Below are 24,130 nucleotides of genomic sequence, written 5' to 3'. Positions count from 1 at the left end.
TCGCGTTGTTGTTCATGACGCTTCTTCGATTTGGCTACTTTGATGCAGTCTTGTATCCGAGGTCTGGGTTCTCTGAACCGACTCCACTGTGGCGCGTTCTCCCGGCTATCGGGGCAGAAATCGCGAGTATTCTCGCTCTTTTGTTCGTCATCACCCGGCGCAAGTTAGGTCAGAATCACAGGAATACAACATCAAACTGAGCCTCCTGTCTCGTGCAACATACGCGCCCTGTATTCAGCACGAACTTTCAACAGAGCTATTATGTCGTATCCTCCTGAGAGTCCGAAAAGAACCAGTTTCGGCTCCCCCACATCGCATTCGTTGACTTCCTTCAGTTGAGTCCGAGGCTCAGTTTCAGTGCGTCGTCTACCTGCGTCATCGTTCCCGCATCCAGATTCCCGACGACCGAGTGAATCCGCTTCTCGATGGAGACGACCCGAATCTGGTCCAGACGAACCGACGAGTCCTTCTCGAACGGCGAGTCGTCCGCTTCGACCAGCACCTCGAATGGGTAGCCTCGGTACGTGCCGGTTGTGGGTGCCACGATGGTCGTACTCGAATTCGCGTTCCCGACGTCGTTCTGGACGACGACCGCTGGACGGGTCTTCTTCATTTCATGACCCTCAGCAGGGTCGAGTCGGACGATGACGACGTCGCCGCGTTTCACGTCTGTCTTCTCACTCATTCATCCAGCCCGTTCCACGCCTCGTCCGATGTGTCGTCCCACGCTTCGGCCAACGATTCTGCACTTTCGGATGCTTCCCGATAGGCGGCGGCGAGTTCGTCTTCGTCGGGCTGGTCGTTTTCGACTTCCACCACGGCGACGGTCACGCGCTTGTTCGCGTATTCCGTCCCGAGGTAGATTCGACCTCGGTCGTCGGTGTCATTAGTTCGCAGGTCTCGGGCGTCTACTTTCATTGTGTTACCCACTATGACCCACTGCCGAATAACTCTTACCCACTATTACCCACAAATACGGCGAGTGAGACAACTGCCGAAAGAACCGCGTCATCTAAGACGCCAACTCAGCCTTTTCTTTCAACGCCGACCGGTGAGCGGTAGCGCTGTCCTGAACGGCAGTCTGACCTCACAAGCCGACAGGAACTTGCCACGCTAAGTGGTTGGTCTGGGCGTGTCTCAGTCCCTCGAACCCCTCCCCGACGAATTCGACATCTCCCTCCCACACGAAGCACGCGAACTGGGGCGACTGAGCCTCTTTCTCGTCTGCACCACGCTCACCATCGGACTCGCGTACTGGCTCACCCTCAGACTCCGGGGCGTTCCGGTCGTCGGCCCGCTCTCGGCGTACGGAGTTACTGGACTCGCCCTGCCGACACTCGTGTACGCGAAGTACCGTGGTCTCGACGTCTCGGTTGCTCTGCCACGACCGACACAGGTCGGCAACGTCGCTGCCGTCGTCTTCACGCCACTGATCGCCATTCTCGCGACGAGTGTCGTTACAATGGTGGCGTTCGACACGTCGTTCGCCGCACTCGTCGGGTGGACGTACTCCCCGCAGTCATCCCTCTTGGGCATCCTCCCGAGAGCCACCAAATTCTCGATTCTCGGTCGCGGGTGGTATGGTCTCCTCGTTGTGGTACTCGTCGAACTCCTGCGAAGTCGAGTCGGGATGCGTTCGACGCACGCCATCACGTTCACGGCGGCAGCAGGACTGTACTTTCACTCGGTACTCAGAGACACCAGCCTCTCGCTCGTCACCGCTGCTGCAACGTGGCGGTTCTACGCTTTCGCCGTCGTCCTCGTAGCCACTTTCGCCGGCGGCATCACGCTCGGATTTATCTATCGGGGAGCAGTCGAACGTTCACTCCGCGTCGTCTACCGACCGCTCTACGTCCCGGTGTTCGCACTTGGACTCTTTCTCTTCGCTGCGTTCGTCACCATCTTGGCAGAGGTGCCGGGCGGATTCGAACACGCGCTGTGGGCACTCGCCTTCGGGTCCGCAGCACTCGGCTACGAGCGCACTGACTCCGTTTGGGTGCCGCTCGTGGTGATGTTCGTCTTCGACGTTGGGTTTCGTCTGGTCCACTTCTTCGAACTCGCCGTGTTCTGACCTGCTCAGTTTCAGGGTTGATACCCTTCCCGAACACCTAACTCCCCGGCAGTCCGTCTGCCGGTATGTTCGGAATTGGAACGCTCCCCGACCTCCTGCGATTGGTGGTTATCCCCGTCCTCGCGTGGACGGCGTGGCGCGACATTCGCACGCGGCGCGTCCCCAACATCGTCTGGTATCCGCTGGCGGCGTTGGGTCTCGTCTTGCTCGCGTGGGAACTTCTCGGCCACCTGCCACCGGAGACGGTCTTCGACCGCCTCTATCTCGTCCGGGTCGGCGTGAGCGTCTTCTTCGTCATCCCGCTTTCCTACATGTTTTGGCGTCTCGGCGGCTTCGGCGGCGCAGACGCGAAGGCACTCATGGTCTTCGCGTTGTTGCTGCCGACCTTCCCGAGTTACGTCCTCGGCGCGACTGAATACCCGCTCACGGAGACGACACTCGGCGTCTTCTCGATGACCATCCTGACGAACACCGTCATCGTGGGTCTCGCGTATCCCATCGCACTCGCGGCCCGCAACCTCGCCGCCGGTGAGTTCGAACTCCCGCTTTCGTTCGTCGGCCGGCGCGTCTCGGTCCCCTCGTTGGCGACGGCGCACGGTCGCCTCTTCGAGTCACCCGATGGTATCACCCGAAATGGACTGGACCTCGACGCGCTCCGGATGTACCTCCGGTGGCGCGGCATCTCGCTTTCGGACCTCCGGGAGAACGCCGCGACCCTGCGTGACCCCGAGACTATCGGCGAAACGTTCGACCCGACGGACGGCGCAGTCCACCGTGAGGTGACGACCGACGGCGGCGTCTCCGACGTCGATGCCGAGAGCGCCGCAGACGCGACAGACACCGACTTCGACGACCCGTGGGGTGCCGAAGCGTTCCTCGACGATATCGATGGGTCGGCCTACGGGACGACGCCCGAGAAACTCCGCGGCGGCCTCGAAGTCGTGACGACCCGCGACGCGGTCTGGGTGTCGCCGGGCATTCCGTTCATCGTCCCGATGTTCGTCGGCCTCGTCGTCGCGTTCGTCTACGGGGACCTCCTCTTCGGCGTCCTCGGTTCCCTCGGAATCGTCTGATTGCAGACACGTCGGGAGACAACACATAGACATTCCGACGACAGCGCATCGACACGTCTGGCGACGACGCATAAAGAGATAACACGCGGCATCCCGTGAGCCGAACCATGACGGTCGATGTCGATTTCGGCGACGACGGACTCGTTCCGGCGGTGGCACAGGACGCTGATTCGGGCGAGGTTCTCATGCTCGCGTACGTCTCGCCGGAGGCGCTGGAGCAAACCATCGAGACAGGGCGGGCGCACTACTACTCGCGGAGTCGCGACGAACTCTGGGAGAAAGGCGCATCCAGCGGCCACACACAGGAGATTCGCGAGGTTCGCGTCGATTGCGACGCCGACACGCTGTTGTATCTCGTCGACCAGAACGTCGGCGCGTGCCACACCGGCCACCGGTCGTGTTTCTATCGGACTGTCGACGGCGAGAACGTCGGCGAGCGCGTCTACGACCCGGACGACGTGTACGGCGAATGAGCAGATGAGTCTCGCACAGTACAGATGGTAAACGTCGTCGCCGTCGTCGCCGCGGTGCTCGGTCTCGTGTGCTTCGCACTCGGTGCGCGACTGCTCAAGAGCGACCTCGCCGCCCGTCGGGTGGCGCGCTCTGACGACCCCGAGTTCGTCCTTGACCCCAACCGCGAGGACCCACCGGACGACGAGATAGACAGCGACGGCCTCGAACGCGGCTTCATGCTGCTCGTCTTTGGCGGACTGTGTCTGCTCTTTGCGGCGCTCAGTCTGTGAGCGGTCGGTCTAATCTTTCGGGTCGGTTCAGTCTGTGAGGCCCCGGGCCATGAGCAACGCCGGATAGGACTCGTCGCCGACTTCGGTCTCGAATTCCTCGACCACTTCGAACCCCTTCTCCCGGTAGAATCGCTGTCCGACCTCGTTTTCGGCAAAGGTCTCTAAGACGAGACGGTCGTACTGCTCGGGAATTGCCGCAGTAACCGCATCGAGTAGTGCCGACCCGATACCTTCGCCCCACCGGGATGGGTCGACGTAGATTGTCCACAACCCGGCTTCGTCGTCGCCGACGAACGACTTCGCCTCGTCACCCCAGCGAGTGGCGGCGAAGCCGACGACAATCGGGCCGCCGCCGAGTGGCGGGTCTTCGACTGCAACGACGTATCGCCCGAACTCGGTCTCGTTGAGCATGGTCGCGTAGTCGAACTGTTCGCGAAGCCACTCCTCGCTGGGTTCGATTGTCGGGTCGGGAAGCGCCTCGTCCGGGAGGATGTGGTCGTAGGCTTCGACCCAGCAGCGTGCGTTCACTCGCCGAATACCCCGCATCTCGGCGGTAGAACGCGGTGGTCGAATATCGAACTCGTCGGCCATGCGGTCGCTTTGCGCCGTCGAGTGAAAAGTAGTCGTACGGCGTTACAGTTCGTCCACTGCAGCGCGAAGCGCGTCAGCGGCCTCTTCGGCGAGTTCGGTCGCCCGCTCTTCGGTGTGGCCTTCGGCGTAGACGCGGACTTTCGGTTCGGTCCCAGACGGTCGGACGAGTACCCACGCGTCGCCGTAATCGAGGCGGTAGCCGTCGATGGTGTTCGGCGTCGCGTCGGCCGACTCGGCGTACTCGGCGGCGGCGTGCAGCATCGCCTCTAACTCGTCGTCGCTGTCGTACGAGAGGTTGATGCGGACGTTGTAGTAGTCCTGATACGGGGCGACGATTTCGCTCGCGGGGCGCTCGGCGACGAGTTCGAGGAACTTCGCCGCGATGTACGCGCCGTCGCGGACGAGGCGGTAGTTCGGGAAGAAGATGCCGCCGTTGCCCTCGCCGGCGACGGGGACGTTCTCGCCCTCGCGCCAGAGTTCGCGGATGCGGGTGATGAGGTTCGTCGCGCCGATGGGCGTGAGTTCGAGGTCGGCACCGACCTCCTCGCACACGTCCACGAGTCGCTGGGAGACGTTGACGGCCGAGACGGTCACGTCGCCGGGTTCGAGGAACGCGGCGGCGAGCGCGGCAAGCGATGCCTCGCCGGAGATAACCTCGCCGTGTTCGTCCACGAAGATTGCCCGGTCGGCGTCGCCGTCGTGGGCGATACCGACGTCGGCATCGGTCGCACGGACGAGGCGTTCGAGGTCGCGGAGGTTCTCGGGGACAGGTTCGGACTCGCGGCCGGGGAAGTGGCCGTCGGGTTGTGCGTTGACCGTGCGGACCTCACAGCCGAGTTCGCGGAGGAAATCGGGCGAGACGAGCGACCCCGCGCCGTGGCCGGGGTCGAGTGCGACGGTGAGGTTCGCCTCGGCGATTGCGTCGCGGTCGATGTTCGCGAGGAGTTCCTCGCGGTAGTCGTCGTTCGCCGTCTCGATGTGCTGTACCGAGCCGACGTCGTCCCACCTGCTCACGTCGAACTCCTCGGCGAGAATGTGGTCCTCGATGCGTTCTAACTGCTCGATAGAGAGTTCGACACCGTCGTCGCCGACGAGTTTGACGCCGTTGAACTCCGGCGGGTTGTGCGAGGCCGTGATGACGACGGCGGGGATTTCCTCCGTCTCACAGTATCGCACTGCGGCGGGCGTGGGAACCACACCGAGGTCGTCGACGTCGACGCCGACGCTTGCCAGACCGGACGACGCGGCGTTGACGAACATCTCTCCTGTCGTTCGCGTGTCGCGGGCGATGGCGACACGGTCGGTGTTCCAGACCGTGCCTGCGGCCTTTGCGACGCGGAGCACGAACTCCGGGGTGAGGCTCTCACCCACCACGCCGCGGGTTCCGCTGGAACCGAAGAGTTTCATCGAGTGTGTCTGTATCCCGGCGCGACAAAGCCGTTCCGAACTGATGCCTCACAGATTCTCCATAATAATATCTCGACTGACACTAACGGAGTTCTCGGCAGGCACAGTCACCGCATCCGGTGCGTTTAGGCCCGTCGCTCACTCACGGATGGGCATGTTCCCGGAGTTCGAAGTCGTCCCCGCCGTCGACATGCAAGACGGCGAAGTCGTCCAGCTCGTGCAGGGTGAACGCGGCACCGAAAAGACCTACGGCGACCCGGTCGAGGCCGCCCAGCGGTGGGTCGACGCTGGCGCGCGAACGCTTCACCTCGTCGACCTCGACGGTGCGTTCGAGGGCGAGCGCGCGAACGCCCCGGCGGTCGATGCAGTCCTCGACGCCGTGGACGTGCCGGTCCAACTCGGCGGCGGGATTCGAACTGCCGACGACGCCCGAGCGCTCTTCGACCGCGGCGTCGACCGCGTCATTCTCGGGACTGCGGCCGTCGAGAACCCGGACATCGTCGCCGAACTCGCCGAAGACTACCCCGACGGCGTGATGGTCAGCCTCGACGCCAAAGACGGCGAAGTCGTCGTCTCCGGGTGGACCGAAGGGACTGGCCTCGACCCCGCGGAAGCGGCCACACGGTACGAAGACCTCGGTGCCGCGGCTATCCTGTTCACCGACGTTGACGTCGAGGGGCAACTCGAAGGCGTCCACCTCGATACTACCGCCCGCGTCGTCGACGCGGTCGATATCCCGGTCGTCGCGTCCGGCGGGGTTGCGTCGCTGGACGACATTCGCGAACTTCGCGACGTGGGCGCGGCAGCGACTGTCGTCGGGACCGCGCTCTACGAAGGCCAGTTCACGCTCGAAGAAGCGATGGACGCCTAAGTTCGGGTGGGCGGCGCGGCGAGAGCGACTGAGTTTTTAGAGTCGGATGTGGCGCGTGACGACCGCGGCGAGGCTATCGACCGTCCCGTAGACGCCCACAGCCACGAAGAGAATCCCGATGAGAACGGTCTCTAGGCGGGACGTGTGGAGGAACGGCCCGCCGAGTGCGAGCATGCTGAGCGTCACGACGTCACGCTTCGGGTTCACAGTCGGTATTGGTGCCGCCATCCGTATTGAACCCACGCCCATATACTGCTGTGATTCATCGTTAGCTACTGTCGGCCCCAGCCCCCACCACTGTCGCACCCACGGCCAGCACGACGAGCGTGATGCCGAGTGCGACTGCGACGTCGGTTCCGACGGTGAGCAAGAGTCCTCCCACACAGATGGTGTACCCAGTCACCAGTGCCCCCTTTCGATGCATGAACCACAGTATCCGTCGGAGAGTATGAATTTCCGGCAGACAGGCGTCATACTGTCATTAAATGCTTGACACATTCATCGTTTAGTGGGTGCGGACGCTCGTGAACGCCGGTGCAGCACCTGCAACGACGCGAACCCATTTACGTTCCCCCACCCTCGAACGCGACATGAGCGACGCGGACAGAACTGCGGCCGTCTCCCGTGAAACCTCGGAGACGACTATCGACGTGACGCTGGCTATCGACGGCGATGGCGATGCAGCCGTCGATACCGGTATCGGCTTTTTCGACCACATGCTGGAAGCATTCGCCAAACACGGCCTGTTCGACCTGACGGTCCAGTGCGACGGCGACCTCCACATCGACGACCACCACACGGTCGAAGACGTGGCAATCGTCCTCGGCGAAGCGTTCGTCGAGGCGCTCGGCGACAAGCGCGGTATCGTCCGCTACGCCGACCGAAAGGTCCCACTCGACGAGGCCGTCGCCTCGGTCGTCGTGGACGTGTCCGGGCGACCCTACTTCGAGTTCTCGGGTGACTTCTCGCAACCGTACGTCGGCGAATTCACGAGCCACATGGCCGAACACTTCGCCATGTCGCTGGCGATGAACGCGGGTCTCACACTCCACGTCGGCGTCGAGGGCGACAACGCTCACCACGAGGTCGAAGCGATGTTCAAAGCACTGGCGCGCTCGCTCGACGATGCGACCCGCGTCGACCCCCGCCGGTCCGACACGCCGAGTACGAAAGGAAAACTGTAACGCCGCGTCAGGCTTTCCGAAGCATCCGACCGTCTTCTTCCAACAGTCCGCGTTTGATTGCGTAGTCGAAGATGTCCGCGACCTCCTCGTCGTCGAGGTCGTAAGCACCCGACGCGAGGGCTTCGACTTCCGTCCGTTCGACAGGGAACTCGCGGTTCTGCAGGATTCGGATGACCTTTCGGAAGTTCGGTGGCTCGGGGCCGATATCCTCGGCGTCAGTTTCGCCCGGGTCTTCGGCCAGCACGTCTTCGTCAGTCGAGTCAGCAGGGTCGGCCTCAGTTGTCTCGCCGTCAGTCGAGTCCTCGGTCTCTGTGGCCTCGTCTTCGTCTCCGTTCCCGTCCCCATCTCCGTTTCTGTCTCCGTCTTCGCTCGCGTCGACGGCATCGTAGTCGTCAGGTGTCGACGGCGATGGCTCGGGTTCCGCTCCGACTGCCTCGGTTGCACTGGCGTCGCCAACCGACCCCTCTGGCCCGGTGTCGGTGGTCACGTTGGCCCCAGTTTCGGCCGGTGCATCGTCGGCGACATCGACGCTGGCGTCGGCGTCGAGGCGGTCCAAGAGCGGTTTGACGGCGTCCGTGAGCGTCTCGCGGCAGCTCTCGCAGAGGACGATTCGCCGCTGGTCGTCGGCCGGTGTGAACGCTGGCGGCAGCATCTCGAATACGCCGACAGCGTCGGCACCGCAGAAGTCGCACGTGCGTAGTTCGTGCATGGTCGAGTCGTCTTCGTGCCGACGGTTAAAGCCTCGTCTGACGCCCGTGGCGACGCGTCTCGAAGCCACACACCAAACCGCAAGCCCCCGACGTATCACTTAATGTGGCCGCCTACAAACGCACCCGGTAACGAATGTTTGACGAGATTATGGAGAAGTTCGAAGGCAGTCCGAGCCAGCAGGCGGTCATTCGCCTGCTCTTGGAACGAGGCTTCTCTGTCAACGACGAAGGCCGTGTCGTCTCGGGCGGCATCGAGATTCCGAACACCGGAATCGCACGCGAGGCCGGTGTCGACCGTCGCGTCGTCGATTCGACCACTGATGCTATCCTCGCGGACGAAGAGTTGCGGCGTATCTTCCAGAACATCTCCGCGATTCCGAGTCTGATGGACCTCGCGCCCGTGCTCGACCTCTCCGTGCTGACAGTCGAAGTCGGCAACGCCGACGCACCCGGCATCGTCGCAACCATCACGTCGGAACTCGCCGACGCGGGCATCTCCATTCGGCAGACGATAAGCGAGGACCCGGAGTTCACCGACGACCCGAAACTCTACATCATCACCGACGAGGCGATTCCCGGCGACTTACTCAACGACCTCTCGAACCTCGATTTCGTCCGGCGAATCTCCATCGCATAGTTTCGACTGCGCCCAAACTGCACATTCGTACGGGAAGACCCGATTCTGGACAAAGTTCATGTGTCAAATCGTGCTATAATGGCACATGGGTGAGTTGCGCACTTGCCTGTGTTGTGGGGCACCGGTGTCGAAGACGCGCCACCTCTGTGGCGTCTGCGTTCAGAACGGCTGTACGTCCTACGCCAACGCCTGCGGCCAGTAGTCGGTGGTGGCGACCTGCTGGTCTCTCTTCTTGTGCGAATGCTTTTGAGTCCTGCACTGCCAACACCGAGTCATGACTGACGCCTATCGTACCGTCGGCGGCCGGGCCGAAGCGCGATTCGAGGTACAGGGCTCGGAGTTCATCGGGTACATCTCGCCCGCCGAGACGGTCGAAGAGGCGGAGGCGTTCATCGAAGAAATCAACGAGCGCCACCCGGATGCGACCCACAACGTCCCGGCGTACCGCGTTCCGGCAGGCGGCGCATCGTCGTCGGTTCCGGGTGGTGGGACCGTCATGCTTCGCGAGTACCAGAGCGACGACGGCGAACCGACCGGGTCGTCTGGCAAACCGGCGCTCAACGTCCTCGTCCAGCAAGAGGTTCGCAACGTCGTTGCGGTCGTCACGCGCTACTACGGCGGGACCAACCTCGGTGTCGGCGGCCTCGCCCGCGCCTACTCGCGGGCCGTCAAAGAGGCGCTCGACGAAGCCGGTATCGTCGAAGAGATTCCGCACGAGCGCTTCACCGCGACGGTCGATTACGACGACTCAGGGAGTGTCCGGGGCATCATCGAATCGTCGGGCGTCGAGTTCGACGCCGACTACGACCAGCGTGTCTCCTTTTCGGTTCGCGTCCCAGTCGACGAGGCGGACGGCCTCCGAGATAGACTCCGAAGTGCGACGAGTGGCCGGGTCGAACTCGAATGAAAAATAGGTGGCCGGGAGTTCCGGCCGTGAGAGAGTTAGTGACCCCCGAGAGGGTCGCCGAGCCGAGAGAGACTTAGTCGGTCGGTTCGGGCGTACCGGACGGCGTCGCCCGCTTTCCTTCGTCTGCCTCGCGGCGGTTCTTCAGTGCGAGTGCACCGAAGAGCAGGCCGCCAGCCGCGCGCATCGTGAGGTCGACGATGACCGTCTCGGGTGCTGCGCCGACGAGACCGAGCGCGCCACCGAGGTCAAACACGGCGTTCAGAAGCAGGCCGGGTGCCATGAGCAGGAACGCCGAGATGGCGTACAGGCCGCGCTCGACGCGCGTCACGCGGCTGTAGAGGTACCCAATGACAGTCACTCCCAGTCCGATGACGCCGATGAAGACGCCAAGGACGGGGATGACGATTTCGGGAACGAAGTACGAGAGCTCAGCGACGTCCGCCCCGGTGATAACCCGGGCAGCCTCCCCGCGACCGCGGAGGAGTAGGATGCCCGGCGTGAGTGCGAACGCGAACGGGACGATTGCCTTGTTGAGCGACAGCGAGAACGCTTTCGTCCCGGTTCGGAACGGATTCGACCGGGCGATACCACTCGCGGCGTACGCCGCTACCGCGACCGGCGGTGTGATGTCCGCAATCACCCCGAAGTAGAGGATGAACAGGTGGGCCGCGAGCAGCGGGATGTCTGAGGACTGCGCGATAGCCGGGCCGAGCAGTGAGACGAGGATAATGTACGTCACCGTCGTCGGCATCCCCATGCCGAGGATGATAGAGGCGATAGCGGTGAACAGGAGGAGCAGGACGATAGACCCGCCTGCGACCGCCTTGATGAGCGCCGTGAGGTTCGGTCCGAGTCCCGTCGCGCTGACGACGCCGGGGATGATACCCGCGGCGGCGACGGCGACGACGACTTCGGTCGAGGTTCGTGCGCCCGAGTCCATCGACTTGCCGATGAACGTCACGTAGCGGAACGCTTTGACGTCTGCAAGCGAGGGTCGGGAGACTGCCTCGGCGATTCGCTCGGATGCCTCGTCGGCTGCGTCGTCAAGCTGGAGCAGCGGTGTTTCGAGGTGCGGACGGAGGAGCATCGTCACGAGACTGACGAAGATGACGATGATTCCAAGGCTTCCTGCGGCCGAGAGCATCGCCTCGACGAAGCCGAGGGCCTCACCGCTTTCGCCCATGATGGCGCCGAAGATGCCGACGCCGGTCGTGAAGTACGCGCCGAACTGTGCGAGGAAGATGACTGCGATGCTTCCCACAAGCGGGACGCGGGTCCGCTCGTTGTACGCCGACACCACGGACAGAAGGGCCATGATGGCGATAAGCGTGAACCACGCCGAGCGAGCGACGGTCAGACGCTCGACGAGGAGGTAGTACATCAGGAGGATAAGCGGGATGAGGTAGAACCACCCGCGAGTGAGGTGCGTGCGGATATCGATGACGTCGGAGGGGTCGAGACCACCGATACCGGCCCGCGTCGCTTCGAGGTGGACCATCACCCAGACGCCGAAGAAGAACACGACCGCGGGGATGGCCGCCGCGATGATGATGTCGGCGAAGGGGACGCCGATGAATTCAATCATCAGGAAGGCGGCCGCGCCCATGACGGGCGGGAGAATCTGCCCCCCGGAGGACGCGGAGGCCTCGACAGCCCCAGCGAACTCAGAGCGGTACCCAGAGCGCTTCATCAGCGGGATGGTGAACGCACCGGTCGTCACCGTGTTCGCGATGGACGACCCGGAGATGGTTCCCATGAAGCCGGACGCGAGAATCGACGCTTTCGCCGGGCCACCCTTTCGGGTTCCCGTCGAGGCGTACGCGAGGTCGATGAACCACTGCCCTGCGCCGGACATCTCCAAGAACGCCCCGAACAGGATGAAGATGTAGATGAACTGCACCGACACCGTGACCGGAATGCCGAACACCCCGTTTTCGGTGTTGTACCAGAGGTTCTGGACGATGTTTGGCCACGTTCCCTTGGGAATCGAGAGAACGCCGATGAGTGGCATGTCCGGCGAGATGAGAAAGCCCCAGCGTGCGTAGACGATGAACGACGCAACGATGACCATCAGGTAGAACCCGAGGGAGCGCCGGGTTGCTTCGAGGACGAGCAGCACGCCCACGACACCGAGGAAGAACGGGTAGGAGACGTCCGCGAGCGGAATCCCGACCGCGCTAATCGCTTCAGCAAGGATTCCGAGCGGGCCGAGGTATTCGGCCACAGAGCGGCCAGCTTCCAGCCCAAAGATACGGAGTTGCTGAATCTCCTGCCACTCCATCACCATGTACGCCGCCGTCGCGGCAGCGAGGATGGCGAAGAAGATATCCAGTGGTGTCACACGGTCGCGGTCGGGGTCGACTGCCAGCCAGCGAACGAACCGGCGGAGGCCCGCCGCGCCGCGCGTGATGGGATGGCTCTCACCGAACTGCGAGGCGAGCGTCGGCACGATGCGACCGAGCCGGGACGCAAACCTGCCGTGGCCCGTCGTCGGCGGGAAGAGGATAAACGCCAAGATAAGCGCGAAGGCGACGTGAACCGCGTTCACTTGCAGCAGTTGTAGCGCACCCAGCGACACCTCGCCCACGACGGGGAAGGTCGCCGAGAAGTCGAAGCCGCGGGCCGCCAGCCACGACTGGAAGGCCGAAAAGGAGATGGCGATAATCGAGGTGACGATGGCTGCCCAGCCGGTCAGTGACCGCTTTCGCTCGATGCCTTCGAGCATCTCCTGGGCTTCTTCCTCGGATATCTCCTCGTCTCCGGCTTCTCTCTCCTCTTCGGACACCGGTTCGTCTTCGGATGTCGAGTCATCCTCGAACGTCTCTTCGTCTGTACTGTCGTCGCGGTCTTCCGGTGGCTCGCCACCGTCTGTTCGGACCGGTGGTGAGTCGTCGTGACGGACCGACTGGTCAGACCGGACGTCGCCGCTATCGTCGTCGGGGTCGTCGGTTCGACCCTCGTCATGTGTTCTCTTCGTCATTGATTGGTCAGTGGAGGGCGGCGTCGAGCACTGATTGCTCTGTCACGTGGAGACGAACAGAGCGGGCATCAGACAGTGCAACGAGGTCGTACGTACGTTCACCCACGTGGAGCTTGTGGCCGGCGATGTGGCCGGGCTTGACGTACAGCTCTCTGTAACTCCCCTGCGGGTCGAAGACGAACGACCCGTTTTCGGTCGTCACGTTCGCTCGCGCGGGGAGACCAGCGCCGTACGATTTGAACTCCATCCTCGTCATCACGAGTGCTCCGTCCTGCACCGCGTAGGCGTCGAGGACACGCGTCTTTTCGACACTGTGCGTGTATTCGAGCGCGACAGTGGTGTTTTCTTCGACGGGGACGGTCTTGAGGTGCTCGCCCGTCTCGGCGTCTTCGACGACGAGGGCCTGCCCGGCTGGAACGGCTGCGCTCGCACCGACTGCGAGCGCGAGTACCGCGACTACGACGAGGATACGTGTGTGAATCGAATCGAGCATCGAAAGGATGGGTTGGTATGTGGCGGCTCGCTCAGGTTAGTTGGCGATTAGCCGAAGTACGCCTGTGCACCGGGGTGCAGGTCGATGGACATGCCGTCCTGAGCCGTCTCCTTCGAGATGAAGTCCGTCTTGATGGTCAGGTCGTCGACGTTCTCGAAGATGGCCTCGCTGACTGCTTCGACCGTTGCCTCGGGCTGTTCGGCGTTGGTCGCAATCATCGCCTGGACCGAGACGGTCGGGGCGGGGTTTTCGAGACCGTAGGTGCCGGACGGGATTTCGTCGTCCGCGTAGAACGGTGCGGCGTCCTTGACGGCCTGCCGGTTGTCGCCCTCGACGGGGACGATGTGGACGTCTTCGGTCGCGGCGAGTTCCTCGATAGCACCGACTGGCCAGCCGCCGACGACGAACGCGGCGTCGATGTCGCCGTTCTTCAGCTGGTCGGATGCCTGTGAGAAACCGGTGTTCTGCTCGGAGAAGTCTTCGATACCGAGGGCTTCGAGAATCTGATTCGCGTTGACCTGCGTCCCGGAGCCGAGGTCACCGGTGTTGATGGTCGCGCCTTCGAGGTCCGACGGTTGCTCGATGCCCGTGTCGGCGAGCGTGACGATGTGGATGGTCTCCGGGTACAGCGTGGCGACGCCGCTGAGGTTCTCGACGGGGTTTCCGTCGAAGGCGTCGATACCGGTGCCGTTCTTTGCGAAGAACGCAACGTCGTTTTGAATCAGTGCGAAGTCGGCGTTCCCGCGGGCGAGACTGCCGACGTTCTCGACGGACGCGCCGGTCGACTGGACCTGAAGCGTGAAGTCCGTGTTCGCCTCGACGACGGACTTGAATTCGTTCGAGAGTGGGAAGTACGTCCCACCGGTTCCGCCGGCGTGCCACGACAGACGGGTCTCGGTGCCGTCTCCGTTTCCTCCCGTATCTTCGGTCGTCGTCTCCTCGCCGTCCATGCCGTCGTCCGCGGTCGTGGTGGTCTCTTCGCCACCGTCTCCGCCACCAGCACAACCGGCGAGACCCGCGATACCAATTGCCCCTGTCGCTGCGATGAACTCACGACGATCAAGTTTCCGTGCCATACACTACTATTGGTCTCAATAGATATATAGTGTTGTTCATGTTAATTACTGTAATGTGTATATTTTCACATTATTGTTGATAAATTATTGCTGTAGAACACTCTTTAAACTCTGAGAATAACGTACATAGTACGATTAGACAGCTTTACCTGTCAAACCGAGCCAAACCGACCTTTGTCGCATAATTTTCACAATTCGCTGATATAGTATGTATGCGTGTTGTATGATTTCTTCACTACTGTTGTCTGATATCACCGATTCAATAGCCTGTCTCTCGGACTCACAAGACGTCGGTTGCTCGCCGAGGGTCACGAGTTCGACTCGAAGTGAAGGGGTTGCCGCGTCGGGGGAATTCCCCTGACCCATCTCCGTGCGAACGTCTCTCACAATATCCCTCTTGGGGTCCGTTTCGTCACGCCCGAGCCGAGTCGAAGGTCGACACTGTCGTGTGTTTTCGACTCGAAGGAAGGGGGTTGAAAATCAGTCGACGATGATGTCGGCGTCCGACGAGGTCGTACTCGACTCGGTTTGCGGTGACATCTGCTCTTCGTATCGAGTAATCCAGTCGGCAAAACAGGTCGGACAGAGTCGCTGGTCGTCGACGGCCGACCCGTCGACTTGCAGGCGAACCCGTCGCGCGAGTGGGTCTTCGACCGCTCGGCCGCACCCGTCACACGAGTCGCTCACTGCCCGTCACCTCTCACGCCGCGAGTGTCGTCCATGCTTCGGAGGTGCGCGGGCGACGACTTATGGATTGCCCACGTGGAATCTCGACCAGTCTGCGCTCGCCCGTTACGTCGTTCGGAACGCGCGGTCGCCGGCGTCGCCGAGACCGGGGATGATGTAGCCGTCGTCGTCGAGGTAGTCGTCGATAGAGACCGTCAGCAGGTCGACCTCGGGGAACTCGCCGTCGACGCGGAGGAGTCCGTCCGGCGCGGAGACGGCTGAGAGGACGAACAGTTTCTCGGGGTCGACACCGGCGTTTTCGAGAACGTGGTCGAGGACGGCACACATCGTCGACCCGGTGGCGAGCATTGGGTCGGCCACGATGACGGTGTCGTCTTCGGTAATCTCGGGGAGTTTGACGTAGTCGATAGTGATGGGGAAGCCACCTTCGTCGTCCATTCCGGCGTCTTCGTCGCGGCCCGCAGAGATGACGCCCTGCTTCGCTCGGGGGAACGCCTTGAGGAGTCCTTCGACGAACGGTGTCGCCGCGCGGAGGACGTTGATGATGACGACGTCGTCGAGGCCTTTGACGCGCTCGCCGGTCGTCTCTTCCAGCGGCGTCTGAATGGAGACGTACTCGGTCTCCATCGCGCCGTCGATGATTTCGTAGCCGCAGATACGGCCGAGTTTGACGAGGCCCTTCCGGAAGGCCACCTGCGTCGTCTCCACGTCTCGGAGGCGCGAGAGCGTGTCCTTGGCCAGCGCGTGCGTGATGAGGTACGCGTTGTCTCGGTCTTCGATGGGCATCTTACCGAAAATCGGACTCCCGAAGGACATAAATGCGGCTATCGGCCGCCAGCGGCTCCCTGCGGGTGGTTCACGAATCGAACGATATCGCGCTCCTCCGGGCTTCGGCGCTCACTTAGTCACGAGATACGTCAGCGCCACGAGGACGAGCGCCGCCGAGGCGACGTTGACGAGCGTGAACGCCGCGAGGTCGGCGTACGACAGACCGAACACGACGACCGTCGCGAAGACTGACGAGAGGACGACGTTCATCACGAGCAGCACGCGCGGGTCGCCTTCGCCCCACTCGATTTCACCGACCTCGTCGCTCATTGGCCCGCCTCCGGCTCTACGTTCCTCTCTTCGGCCGTTGGCTCTGCCAAGACGAGTTCGTCCCCCGGCTCGGTCGGGTAGCGAGTGTCGGTCACTTCTGCCCCCAGTTCGAGGACGTGGTCGTCCAGTGTTGCTGTCAACGCTTCTTCGTCCACGTCGCGGCCGATGAACACGAGTTCGGTGCGCTTGTCGCCGAACTCGTCGTGCCAGTCGAGTTCAGGGTGGTTTCGCCGGTAGGTTTCCTGTTCGAACTCCGGCAGCGACGCAATCCACGGCCCGCTGGCGGTGACGTACGCCGATGGGCCAGCCTGACTGTAGGTGTAGTGAACGTCCTCCACGCCCGCGACCCACAGCGACCCTTTCGCGCGGACGACCGACTCTGGGAGGTCGCCGAGGATCTTGGCAGCCCCCTCCGGGTCGAGGGGTGCCCGTCGGCGATAGACGAACGAGGTGACGCCGTAGGTCGCCTCTGCGTGGGAGGTGTCGTCGTGGGCGTGTTCGTGGTCGTCGTGGGTGTGTTCGTGCTCGTTCTCGTCTTCACTCGCGCCGTCTTCCTCGTCGAGAACCGCCCGCCACCCGACCGGTGCGTCTGGGTCGTGAACATCGGACAGGAGCAGGTCTACGTCCACGGTGCTGTGGGTCGTCTCCACGACATCGGCTCCGGGACGAAGTGTCTCGACCACGTTGCGGACGCGCGCCAACTCGGCGTCGGTGACGAGGTCGCGCTTGTTCAGGACGACGAGGTCCGCGCTCTCGACCTGTTCGACGAGGAGGTCCGAAAGCGGTCGGACGGTTCCGTCGGCATCCTCTGCGACAGTTCGTTCGGGGTCGCTGCCGACGAAGGTGTCTGCGAAGAGCCGCGAGTCCACGACGGTCACGAGGCCGGACACGTCGTACATCGCGGCCGCCCGGGAGGTGACGAACAGCCGGGCGACCGGTCCCGGTTCGGAGACACCGGAGGCCTCGACGACGAGGTGGTCGAACGAGCGGTTCTGCGCCAGTCGGACGACGGCCGTCTCCAAGTCGTCCTGTAACTCACAGCAGATACACCCGTTCGACAGCTCCGTCACGCCGCCGCCGACGTCGAGTTCCGACTCGTCTGCGACCAGTTCGGCGTCGACGTTCACCTCGCCCATGTCGTTGACGAGGACGGCGATATCACGGCCACCGGCGTTCGTCAATAGGTGATTGAGGAGCGTCGTCTTGCCAGCCCCGAGGCTTCCGCCGAGCACTGTCACGGGGGTGACGTCCCGGGAAGTCATGGACGGGCCTTCCTCGCCATCGTATATCAAGCCGCGGGTATCCCACACGGTCAGTCATGAACGATACGTTTTTGTTTGATAACCAGTGTGTTGTTAACTAATGACGCTCGCCGCGCGCATCGAATCTTTTCTGGAACTCGCAGAAGAGTGGGCCCGCGGCCTCTACCACGGGATGATTACGCATCCCGCCTACGAGAAGATAGAACAGCAAGCAGAAGACTACGAAGACGCCTTTATGCTGGCGTGTTTCCCCGACGCGTTCGGGATTCCGTCGCCGGTTTCGTACTACACCGCCGAACTGCTCCCGTTCCTCGAAGATGAGTTCGAGGCGTGGGAACGGCGGATGTGGGACCGCGGGTCGCTTCTCGAACGCAAGGGCCACCAATATCACTTCTAACATGCGCAAGTTCGTCTTTTTCGGCGGGAAAGGCGGCGTCGGGAAGACGACGATGTCGAGCGCCTACGCGGTCAAGAGCGCCCGTGCAGGGGTTCGGACGCTCCTCGTCTCGACTGACCCGGCACACAGCACCCGCGACGTGTTCGACCAGGTCTTTTCGGACTCACCGTCGTCGGTCGAAGGCGAACCGAACCTCGACGCGATGGAAATCGACCCCGAGACCGAGGTTCGCGAACACCTGATGGAGACGAAACGCGCGTTGAGCGACCAAGTGAGCCCCGCGATGGTCAACGAAATCGACCGGCAGATAGAGATGGCACACCAGACGCCGGGTGCCCACGAGTCGGCCCTGTTCGACCGCTTTATCGACGTGATGCGGAGTTCAGACGAGTACGACCGCGTCGTCTTCGACACCTCACCGACTGGTGGAACGCTCCGACTGCTCTCCCTGCCGGAGTACCTCGACGGGTGGATTCGGCGCCTCATCCACAAACGCACGCAGTCTATCGAACTGTTCGAACGCGCCGCCATCGGGAACAACGAACCGCGGCGGATGATGGACGGCGACCCGATTATCGCGCGGTTGGAGAAGCGCCGCGACGACTTCTCGTTCGCGGCCGAGACGCTCCGGGAGGACGCGGCGTTCTACCTCGTCGTCAACCCCGACGAACTGTCGATTCGGGAGACAGAACGGGCCGCCGAGCAACTCGACTCCTACGGCCTCGACGTGCAGGGCCTCGCAGTCAATCGGCTCACCCCCGAACCCGACCCTGACGAAGACGGCCGTGGCGCTCGGTTCCTCCGTGATAGAGTCGAGACCGAACGGAACCGACTCGCACAACTCCGTGAGGACTTCGACGCGCCGCTCGTGGCCGAAATCGAGACGCGCGTCTCGGAAGTGAAAGGCAACTTCCTCGGCGAGGTCGCGGACGAACTCGATATCGAAGTCGAAGTGAGTTCGATACCGGCCGACTGAGACGAGCCTGCGGTCGGCCGTGTCACCATCGACTACCTGCAGGTTTCTATTTTCTTTTTCAAATTACCTTATGTTAATCGTTAACATTAAGGTTATATTATACGTGCCTGCCAGTGGGTCACACTATCATGGTTCAAGTCATCTGGCTGGTCGTCGCAGTACTTGCGATGTTTACGGCCGGGTATTTCGGCTATTCGCGCTACCTCGCGCAGTTCGTCGAACTCGACGATAGTCGAGACACACCCGCCCACAAGTACGAAGACGGACAGGAGTACGTCCCGGCGAAAAAGCCGGTCTTACTGGGGCATCACTATTCGAGTATCGCGGGCGGCGCGCCGATTGTCGGCCCGATTACAGCGGGCGTGGTGTGGGGGTGGCTTCCCGCGCTGGCGTGGATTGCTATCGGGAACCCACTGCTCGGTAGTGTCCACGACTTCGTGTCGCTGTCGAGTAGCCTGCGACACGAGGGCAAGTCTATCGGCTACATCATCGGCGAGTACGTCGGCGAGCGCGGCAAGAACATGCTGCTTTGGTTCGCGTTCCTGACCATCATCCTCGTCGTCGCGGTGTTCGCCCTCGTGGTGGCTATCGTCTTCAACGCCTATCCAGAGGCGGCGACGGCGAGTCTGGTGTACATCGCCCTCGCGGTGCTGTTCGGGATGTACCTCTATCAGCTGAATCTGCCGTTCCTCCCGGGGACGGTTGGATTCGTCGCAGCCATGTTCGCTGGCGTCTACGCGGGTATTCAGTTCCCCGTCGCGCTGTTCGAACCCGCGGCCCGCGCACCGGCATCGACGTTCGTCCTGTTCGGCGAGATGAGTGGCTCGTGGCTTCCGGTCGCGGGGTCGTTCGGAGCCAACACTGCAGCGTGGATTCCGATTATCCTCATTTACGGGGCGTTCGCGAGCGCCCTTCCGGTCTGGGTCCTCCTGCAACCGCGTGACTACCTCTCGTCGTTCCTCCTCTACACGGGCGTCGGAGGGGCGCTCCTCGCGGTCATCGTCGGCACGCTGCTCGGTTCGTCCTCGCAACCGCTCGTGACGAACCTCGAACCGTTCTACGGCTTCATGGGCCGGACCGGGACACCGTTGTTCCCGCTCTTGTTCATTACCATCGCCTGCGGGACCATCAGCGGGTTCCACTCGCTCGTCTCGTCGGGGACGACCTCGAAGCAACTGAACAAAGAGTCCGACGCTCGGGCGATTGGCTACGGCGGCATGCTTGGAGAAGGCCTGCTCGCGACTGTCGCGCTCGCGACGGTCGCTATCGTCGCCCCCGACGTGGGTAACGGTATCGGGCTCGCACTGCCGACGTTCGCCCAAGGTGGCGGCATCATCCTCACGAGCTTCGGCATTCCGGCGTCCTTCGGCGGGCCGTTCATGGCGCTCGTCCTCGTGAGCTTCCTGCTCACTTCGACCGACACGGCCGTCAGACTCGGGCGCTACATGATGGAAGAAATCGTGGGCACGCCCGAGACGCAGGCACAAGAGCTGGCGACGAACCGCTGGGGCAACGCTGCGATACAGACGCTCCCGGCGTACGTCCTCATCGCCAGCGGGTCGTGGCTCACGCTCTGGCAGCTTTTCGGCGGTGCGAACCAGTTGCTCGCCGCACTGGCGCTCCTGACGGTAACCGTGTGGCTGGCTAATTGGGACGACTCGAAGCAACTCCTCAGCACCGGCGCGCCGATGGCGCTCATGGTGACTATCACGAGCCTCGGTCTGCTGTGGCTCGCCATCCACGACAACATCTACATGAAGTTCATGAATCCGACGTGGATGGAATCGGCTGACCCGGTCTCGATGGCGTCGGCTGTCGTGCAGGTCGTCCTCGCGTTCGTACTCATCTACTTGGCGCTCTCGCTCGCCAAGATGGGCTACGAGAATATCCAAGCCGTGCGGGGGTCGACAGGCGGTCGGCCAACACCAAGCGACGACTGACGAACCTCCCGACTGTCTTTTTTATCGCCGAAGTCGCTCGACGAGTCGCTGCACTACGCCTTTCGAACTCGTCGGTGACGTGTCCGTCCAGAGAGTGAACGCAGCCACCGAGTCCGCGTTTCGGCTTGCGATGGCTGTCTCGTTTTCGGGGGCGACCACGGCAACGTTCATCTCGTAGTGGCCGTGGTAGCCGAATTTGATGAGCGTCCGGTCCGAGAAGTCGGCGACGAAGTCGTGAACGTCGGCGGGGATGTCGGGCGCGACGAGGACGAACGTGAAGTCGGTCCCGAAGTGCTCGGGACTCGGGTCGACCCACTCGTCGGCGAGGACGTGGCCCAGTTCGACGAGGCGTTCCAGTTCGGCGACGGTCGCACTGTCGACGCGGCGGGTGAAGAGGTACTCCTTCGCGTGGTGGTTGGCGTAGTTGATAGACGGGTGGACGAACTGCTTTCGCGACTCCATTCGCATCGACCCGAAGAGGTCGAATTGCTCCCCGCGAACCGCGTAATCTTTCTCCAAGTCGTAGTTGAAAAGCAGGCGGTCGGAGACGCGGTCGAGGTACTCGTCGTCCCAGTCGGGTGCGTCGGGGAGTGCGTCGGCCTCGGAGTTGGAGTCCGTGCCAGTCTCCGAATCGGAGTCGCGCTCGCGCACCCCTGCGTGGTCTACGTCGCTCATTCGTCGTCGGGGTCGTAGCGCGCTGCATCGCCAGTCACCGCGGGCGCGCCCACGGCGAGCAGTTCGACTGGGTCGGCCGCGTCCGATGGGTTGTAGGCGCGGTGTGGACTCTCGGGGTCAGCGACGAAGAGACCGCCGGACGGCACCTCGAACGTCTCCTCGGGTGTCTCGACGAACAGTGTCCCTGAGAGGACGTAGAACGCCTCTTCCTGTTCTGTGTGGTAGTGGTACATCAGTGGTATCTGCTCACCGGGTGCCGCCCGAAAGTGGTTGAGCGCGACGTTCTCTGCTCCGGCCTCGACGCCGATGCGTCGGAGTTCGCTCGACCGGTCGGCGACCGGTTCGACGTCGTCCGTTTCTACGACTCGGTATCCCATGCCACGGACCACCACGCTCGACCCTATAAGCCCGTCGCGACTCCCGGAAAACCAACATTTATTCCAGATTGTCACAAATGTCACCGTATGACAGGGTCGAAACGGGAGGCGTGCGGTCGGTGTTCGATGACCACCGTCGCCGATGCGGCCGGAAGCGAGGGTCACGACCCCTTCGGCGACGAGCGAATCGAACTCGACGAGTCCGAACTCCGGGCTGTGTCGCCGTCAGCGTGGTTCGAAGGCATTTTGAAGCGCCTCGACGCACTCGCCGAGCGGATTATCTACAGGTGAGGAACGCGACTCTCGGAACACGATAGCACGCCAACACGACAAGTCCCCTCGGAGAGTTTTTATTGTGGGGCACCTACCTCCGACAACGACATGGAAGAGAGCATCTCCGGGTTCAAGCGCCGCGGTTCCTGGGGCGAAGTCGTGGAACACGGGGAGCGAATCACCCGCGCACTCCACGATGCCGGCGTCGAGGGAGACGCCTTCAGCGACTGGAACGAGTGGCGACCCAAGTCTCACGAGCGACTTGGCGAGGACGTCAACGAGAAGACGGCCCAGCAAGCCAGCGTCGCCGAAGGCGAGGGAGAAAAGGCGGGGAAGACACCGAACGACGACCTCAAATCGGCGGGCGAGAAGCTGTCTCGCTCGTACGAGAAGGTCGAGGAGGGAGACAACGAGGCTGCCGTCGAGTCGTGGCAAGACTCCATCAACTACGTCGCCCGCGCGGCCGACTCGGTCGGGCGGAAGGCGCTTCGGAAGGTCGAAGACACCGTCTACCGGAAGGTGATGACGCAACTCGCGCCGTACTACTTCGACAACGAACTCGTCAGCGCCAACATCCAGCAGGTCGGTCGCGGGACGGGCGACGAGGAGTTCGTCTTCGAGGTGAACGTCAACGACGACCACCTGAAAGAACAGGTCTCAGAGACGCTCAAGCAGTTCGAAGACGAGGTCGACCGCTGGCACATCGACACCGAAAAAGAGACTGAGGTCGCGGAGGCCGTCGAGGGCGTCGAGACGCCGGTGACAGACCAAAACAAGGACTCGAAGTCGACGACGAACTGACGGCTCGCCCAGCCCGGTGGGACGACGGTCCGCGGGTGGCTCCACAGGGTTGTGTCGCCCGGCCGCGGTCTGGTTTTTCTCGCGCACTGGTGTTTTGGTTCGACAATACTGATACCGCTCGGCCGTGATGGATGTGGTATGCCCGAACCGCTTCGAATCGAATCCGGGGAACTGACGGCTGACGAGATTCTCGATGCGCTCCGTGAGGGTCACCGCGTCGTCGTCAAAACCGAGATGCTCGGCGGTGTCCACGAGGTGACGCTCCGTCACGACGGGTCTGTCTTCTACTGCGACACGCCGACGACACTCCACAAACACGAAGACGAAGACGGGATGCGGACGTGCGTGATGAACATGGGGTACGCCAAAGACGAGTAGTCGGGAGCGTTGGTCGGAGGCGAGTGTGAGGGTGCAGTCGATTCGCCTCTAGGTGAGGCTTTAATCCGCCGCACCCCGTACAGCTGTGCATGGCCGATGCACCGGATATGGACGACCTCATGGACACTGATGACCCGAACTTCGGGCACGTCCTCGCGTGCGTCTTCGGAATCCAGAGCCACGAGAGTCGGACGTATCTTGCACTCCTCGACAATCCCGGAAGCACTGTCGCGGAACTGTCGGAGGTTCTCGACCGCGACCGCAGCAACGTCAACCGCTCGCTGACGACGCTTCTGGACAAGGGACTCGCCGAACGGAAACGCCGACTTCTCGACCCCGGTGGATACGTCTACCAGTACACGGCGACGCCGCTCCCGGAGGCGAAAGAGATGATGCACGCCGCCCTCGACGACTGGGCAGAGGACGTTCACGCCCGCATCGAGGCGTTCGGCGAGTCGTAGCCGCGCGTAGTTTCGAAAAGCGGCTCGGCAGGTGCCGCCCGAACCCACCCGCTTTTATCCTT

The 24,130-nt window shown here is 62.6% G+C and carries 31 protein-coding genes; 15 read left to right on the top strand and 16 right to left on the bottom strand.

All coding sequences use genetic code 11. From position 1 onward, the window contains the following. Positions 1-331 precede the first annotated feature (331 nt). Entirely contained in the window at positions 332-685 is a 354-nt protein-coding gene (locus C453_RS02050) for a type II toxin-antitoxin system PemK/MazF family toxin (RefSeq protein WP_008322373.1), read from the bottom strand. Next, positions 682-918 (bottom strand): hypothetical protein, encoded by a 237-nt coding sequence (locus tag C453_RS02045; RefSeq protein ID WP_007543922.1) that lies wholly within the window; start codon positions 916-918, stop codon positions 682-684. Before C453_RS02045 ends, C453_RS02050 begins: the two co-directional genes overlap by 4 nt. Positions 919-1,132: 214 nt before the next feature. On the opposite strand from C453_RS02045, the gene C453_RS02040 reads away from it, so the two are divergent. The 4 genes from C453_RS02040 to C453_RS02025 all read left to right on the top strand — a co-directional run bounded on the left by C453_RS02040 (position 1,133) and on the right by C453_RS02025 (position 3,887). Then, positions 1,133-2,071: a hypothetical protein gene (locus C453_RS02040; protein WP_049907466.1), complete on the top strand. Its 939-nt coding sequence runs from the start codon at positions 1,133-1,135 to the stop codon at positions 2,069-2,071. Between the two features lie 65 nt (positions 2,072-2,136). Further along, positions 2,137-3,144, top strand: a complete 1,008-nt coding sequence (locus C453_RS02035; protein ID WP_008322371.1) for an A24 family peptidase — start codon at positions 2,137-2,139, stop codon at positions 3,142-3,144. Between the two features lie 107 nt (positions 3,145-3,251). Further along, on the top strand, positions 3,252-3,617 hold the full coding sequence (gene hisI, locus C453_RS02030; protein ID WP_008322370.1) for a phosphoribosyl-AMP cyclohydrolase: 366 nt from the start codon (positions 3,252-3,254) through the stop codon (positions 3,615-3,617). 24 nt (positions 3,618-3,641) lie between these two features. Next, positions 3,642-3,887, top strand: a complete 246-nt coding sequence (locus tag C453_RS02025; protein WP_008322368.1) for a hypothetical protein — start codon at positions 3,642-3,644, stop codon at positions 3,885-3,887. Between the two features lie 27 nt (positions 3,888-3,914). Here the strand turns inward: C453_RS02025 and C453_RS02020 are convergent, their stop codons facing one another. Beyond that, a complete protein-coding gene (locus C453_RS02020; protein ID WP_008322367.1) occupies positions 3,915-4,478 on the bottom strand; it encodes a GNAT family N-acetyltransferase in 564 nt (187 codons plus the stop codon). Positions 4,479-4,520: 42 nt separating this feature from the next. Continuing rightward, positions 4,521-5,885 (bottom strand): phosphoglucosamine mutase, encoded by a 1,365-nt coding sequence (gene glmM, locus C453_RS02015; RefSeq protein WP_008322366.1) that lies wholly within the window; start codon positions 5,883-5,885, stop codon positions 4,521-4,523. 154 nt (positions 5,886-6,039) lie between these two features. Between glmM and hisA the strand changes: the two genes are divergently transcribed. Beyond that, entirely contained in the window at positions 6,040-6,756 is a 717-nt protein-coding gene (hisA, locus tag C453_RS02010) for a 1-(5-phosphoribosyl)-5-[(5-phosphoribosylamino)methylideneamino]imidazole-4-carboxamide isomerase (RefSeq protein WP_008322365.1), read from the top strand. Between the two features lie 36 nt (positions 6,757-6,792). On the opposite strand, the gene C453_RS02005 is transcribed toward hisA, so the two are convergent. Continuing rightward, positions 6,793-6,984, bottom strand: a complete 192-nt coding sequence (locus C453_RS02005; protein ID WP_008322364.1) for a hypothetical protein — start codon at positions 6,982-6,984, stop codon at positions 6,793-6,795. Between the two features lie 40 nt (positions 6,985-7,024). Then, a complete protein-coding gene (locus tag C453_RS20130; protein WP_160163383.1) occupies positions 7,025-7,180 on the bottom strand; it encodes a hypothetical protein in 156 nt (51 codons plus the stop codon). A gap of 166 nt (positions 7,181-7,346) precedes the next feature. Here C453_RS20130 and hisB point away from each other — a divergent pair, with 166 nt between their 5' ends. Then, complete coding sequence (gene hisB / locus C453_RS01995; protein WP_049907464.1) at positions 7,347-7,940, top strand: imidazoleglycerol-phosphate dehydratase HisB; 594 nt, start codon at positions 7,347-7,349, stop codon at positions 7,938-7,940. Positions 7,941-7,947: 7 nt separating this feature from the next. Here hisB and C453_RS01990 read toward each other — a convergent pair whose 3' ends face one another. Further along, positions 7,948-8,649 (bottom strand): hypothetical protein, encoded by a 702-nt coding sequence (locus tag C453_RS01990; RefSeq protein WP_008322362.1) that lies wholly within the window; start codon positions 8,647-8,649, stop codon positions 7,948-7,950. Positions 8,650-8,783: 134 nt separating this feature from the next. Between C453_RS01990 and C453_RS01985 the strand changes: the two genes are divergently transcribed. Beyond that, a complete protein-coding gene (locus C453_RS01985) occupies positions 8,784-9,287 on the top strand; it encodes an ACT domain-containing protein (protein WP_007543904.1) in 504 nt (167 codons plus the stop codon). 274 nt (positions 9,288-9,561) lie between these two features. Continuing rightward, positions 9,562-10,194 (top strand): IMPACT family protein, encoded by a 633-nt coding sequence (locus C453_RS01980; protein WP_008322361.1) that lies wholly within the window; start codon positions 9,562-9,564, stop codon positions 10,192-10,194. A gap of 73 nt (positions 10,195-10,267) precedes the next feature. On the opposite strand, the gene C453_RS01975 is transcribed toward C453_RS01980, so the two are convergent. The 7 genes from C453_RS01975 to C453_RS01945 all read right to left on the bottom strand — a co-directional run bounded on the left by C453_RS01975 (position 10,268) and on the right by C453_RS01945 (position 17,790). Beyond that, on the bottom strand, positions 10,268-13,174 hold the full coding sequence (locus C453_RS01975; RefSeq protein WP_008322360.1) for a TRAP transporter permease: 2,907 nt from the start codon (positions 13,172-13,174) through the stop codon (positions 10,268-10,270). A gap of 7 nt (positions 13,175-13,181) precedes the next feature. Further along, positions 13,182-13,667 carry a DUF1850 domain-containing protein gene (locus C453_RS01970; RefSeq protein ID WP_008322359.1) on the bottom strand — a complete coding sequence of 162 codons (486 nt, stop codon included), beginning with the start codon at positions 13,665-13,667 and terminating at the stop codon, positions 13,182-13,184. Positions 13,668-13,714: 47 nt separating this feature from the next. Further along, positions 13,715-14,743: a TAXI family TRAP transporter solute-binding subunit gene (locus C453_RS01965; RefSeq protein WP_008322358.1), complete on the bottom strand. Its 1,029-nt coding sequence runs from the start codon at positions 14,741-14,743 to the stop codon at positions 13,715-13,717. Between the two features lie 480 nt (positions 14,744-15,223). After that, on the bottom strand, positions 15,224-15,430 hold the full coding sequence (locus C453_RS01960; RefSeq protein ID WP_008322357.1) for a DUF7569 family protein: 207 nt from the start codon (positions 15,428-15,430) through the stop codon (positions 15,224-15,226). A 105-nt stretch (positions 15,431-15,535) separates the two neighbouring features. Next, the gene (gene upp / locus C453_RS01955) at positions 15,536-16,216 is read right to left on the bottom strand and encodes a uracil phosphoribosyltransferase (protein WP_008322356.1); all 681 of its coding nucleotides are present in this window, start codon (positions 16,214-16,216) and stop codon (positions 15,536-15,538) included. A gap of 111 nt (positions 16,217-16,327) precedes the next feature. Beyond that, positions 16,328-16,528 carry a hypothetical protein gene (locus tag C453_RS01950; RefSeq protein WP_008322355.1) on the bottom strand — a complete coding sequence of 67 codons (201 nt, stop codon included), beginning with the start codon at positions 16,526-16,528 and terminating at the stop codon, positions 16,328-16,330. Next, on the bottom strand, positions 16,525-17,790 hold the full coding sequence (locus C453_RS01945) for a CobW family GTP-binding protein (protein ID WP_049907463.1): 1,266 nt from the start codon (positions 17,788-17,790) through the stop codon (positions 16,525-16,527). The genes C453_RS01950 and C453_RS01945 overlap by 4 nt, the downstream gene beginning before the upstream one ends. 100 nt (positions 17,791-17,890) lie before the next feature. Here C453_RS01945 and C453_RS01940 point away from each other — a divergent pair, with 100 nt between their 5' ends. The 3 genes from C453_RS01940 to C453_RS01930 all read left to right on the top strand — a co-directional run bounded on the left by C453_RS01940 (position 17,891) and on the right by C453_RS01930 (position 21,103). Further along, a complete protein-coding gene (locus C453_RS01940) occupies positions 17,891-18,187 on the top strand; it encodes a hypothetical protein (protein WP_008322353.1) in 297 nt (98 codons plus the stop codon). A 1-nt stretch (position 18,188) separates the two neighbouring features. Next, positions 18,189-19,163 (top strand): ArsA family ATPase, encoded by a 975-nt coding sequence (locus C453_RS01935; RefSeq protein WP_008322351.1) that lies wholly within the window; start codon positions 18,189-18,191, stop codon positions 19,161-19,163. A 128-nt stretch (positions 19,164-19,291) separates the two neighbouring features. Beyond that, a complete protein-coding gene (locus tag C453_RS01930; RefSeq protein WP_008322350.1) occupies positions 19,292-21,103 on the top strand; it encodes a carbon starvation CstA family protein in 1,812 nt (603 codons plus the stop codon). 21 nt (positions 21,104-21,124) lie between these two features. On the opposite strand, the gene C453_RS01925 is transcribed toward C453_RS01930, so the two are convergent. Together C453_RS01925 and C453_RS01920 are read right to left on the bottom strand one after the other, a co-directional pair. Next, positions 21,125-21,778 carry a hypothetical protein gene (locus C453_RS01925; protein WP_008322349.1) on the bottom strand — a complete coding sequence of 218 codons (654 nt, stop codon included), beginning with the start codon at positions 21,776-21,778 and terminating at the stop codon, positions 21,125-21,127. After that, positions 21,775-22,155: a cupin domain-containing protein gene (locus tag C453_RS01920; protein WP_008322348.1), complete on the bottom strand. Its 381-nt coding sequence runs from the start codon at positions 22,153-22,155 to the stop codon at positions 21,775-21,777. The genes C453_RS01925 and C453_RS01920 overlap by 4 nt, the downstream gene beginning before the upstream one ends. An 87-nt stretch (positions 22,156-22,242) precedes the next feature. On the opposite strand from C453_RS01920, the gene C453_RS01915 reads away from it, so the two are divergent. From C453_RS01915 to C453_RS01900, 4 genes are all read left to right on the top strand, one after another. Further along, positions 22,243-22,446 carry a hypothetical protein gene (locus C453_RS01915; protein ID WP_008322347.1) on the top strand — a complete coding sequence of 68 codons (204 nt, stop codon included), beginning with the start codon at positions 22,243-22,245 and terminating at the stop codon, positions 22,444-22,446. A gap of 90 nt (positions 22,447-22,536) precedes the next feature. After that, positions 22,537-23,229, top strand: coding sequence for a DUF5828 family protein (locus tag C453_RS01910; protein ID WP_008322346.1), 693 nt, complete (start codon positions 22,537-22,539; stop codon positions 23,227-23,229). A gap of 138 nt (positions 23,230-23,367) precedes the next feature. Next, positions 23,368-23,607: a hypothetical protein gene (locus C453_RS01905; protein ID WP_008322345.1), complete on the top strand. Its 240-nt coding sequence runs from the start codon at positions 23,368-23,370 to the stop codon at positions 23,605-23,607. A gap of 89 nt (positions 23,608-23,696) precedes the next feature. Next, complete coding sequence (locus C453_RS01900; protein ID WP_007543876.1) at positions 23,697-24,068, top strand: helix-turn-helix domain-containing protein; 372 nt, start codon at positions 23,697-23,699, stop codon at positions 24,066-24,068. Positions 24,069-24,130 lie beyond the last annotated feature (62 nt).

It is taken from the genome of Haloferax elongans ATCC BAA-1513, from assembly GCF_000336755.1.
Classification (GTDB): Archaea; Halobacteriota; Halobacteria; order Halobacteriales; family Haloferacaceae; genus Haloferax; species Haloferax elongans.
The sequence above is the reverse complement of the archived record's forward strand: the minus strand, read 5'-3'. Positions and strand labels throughout refer to the sequence as shown.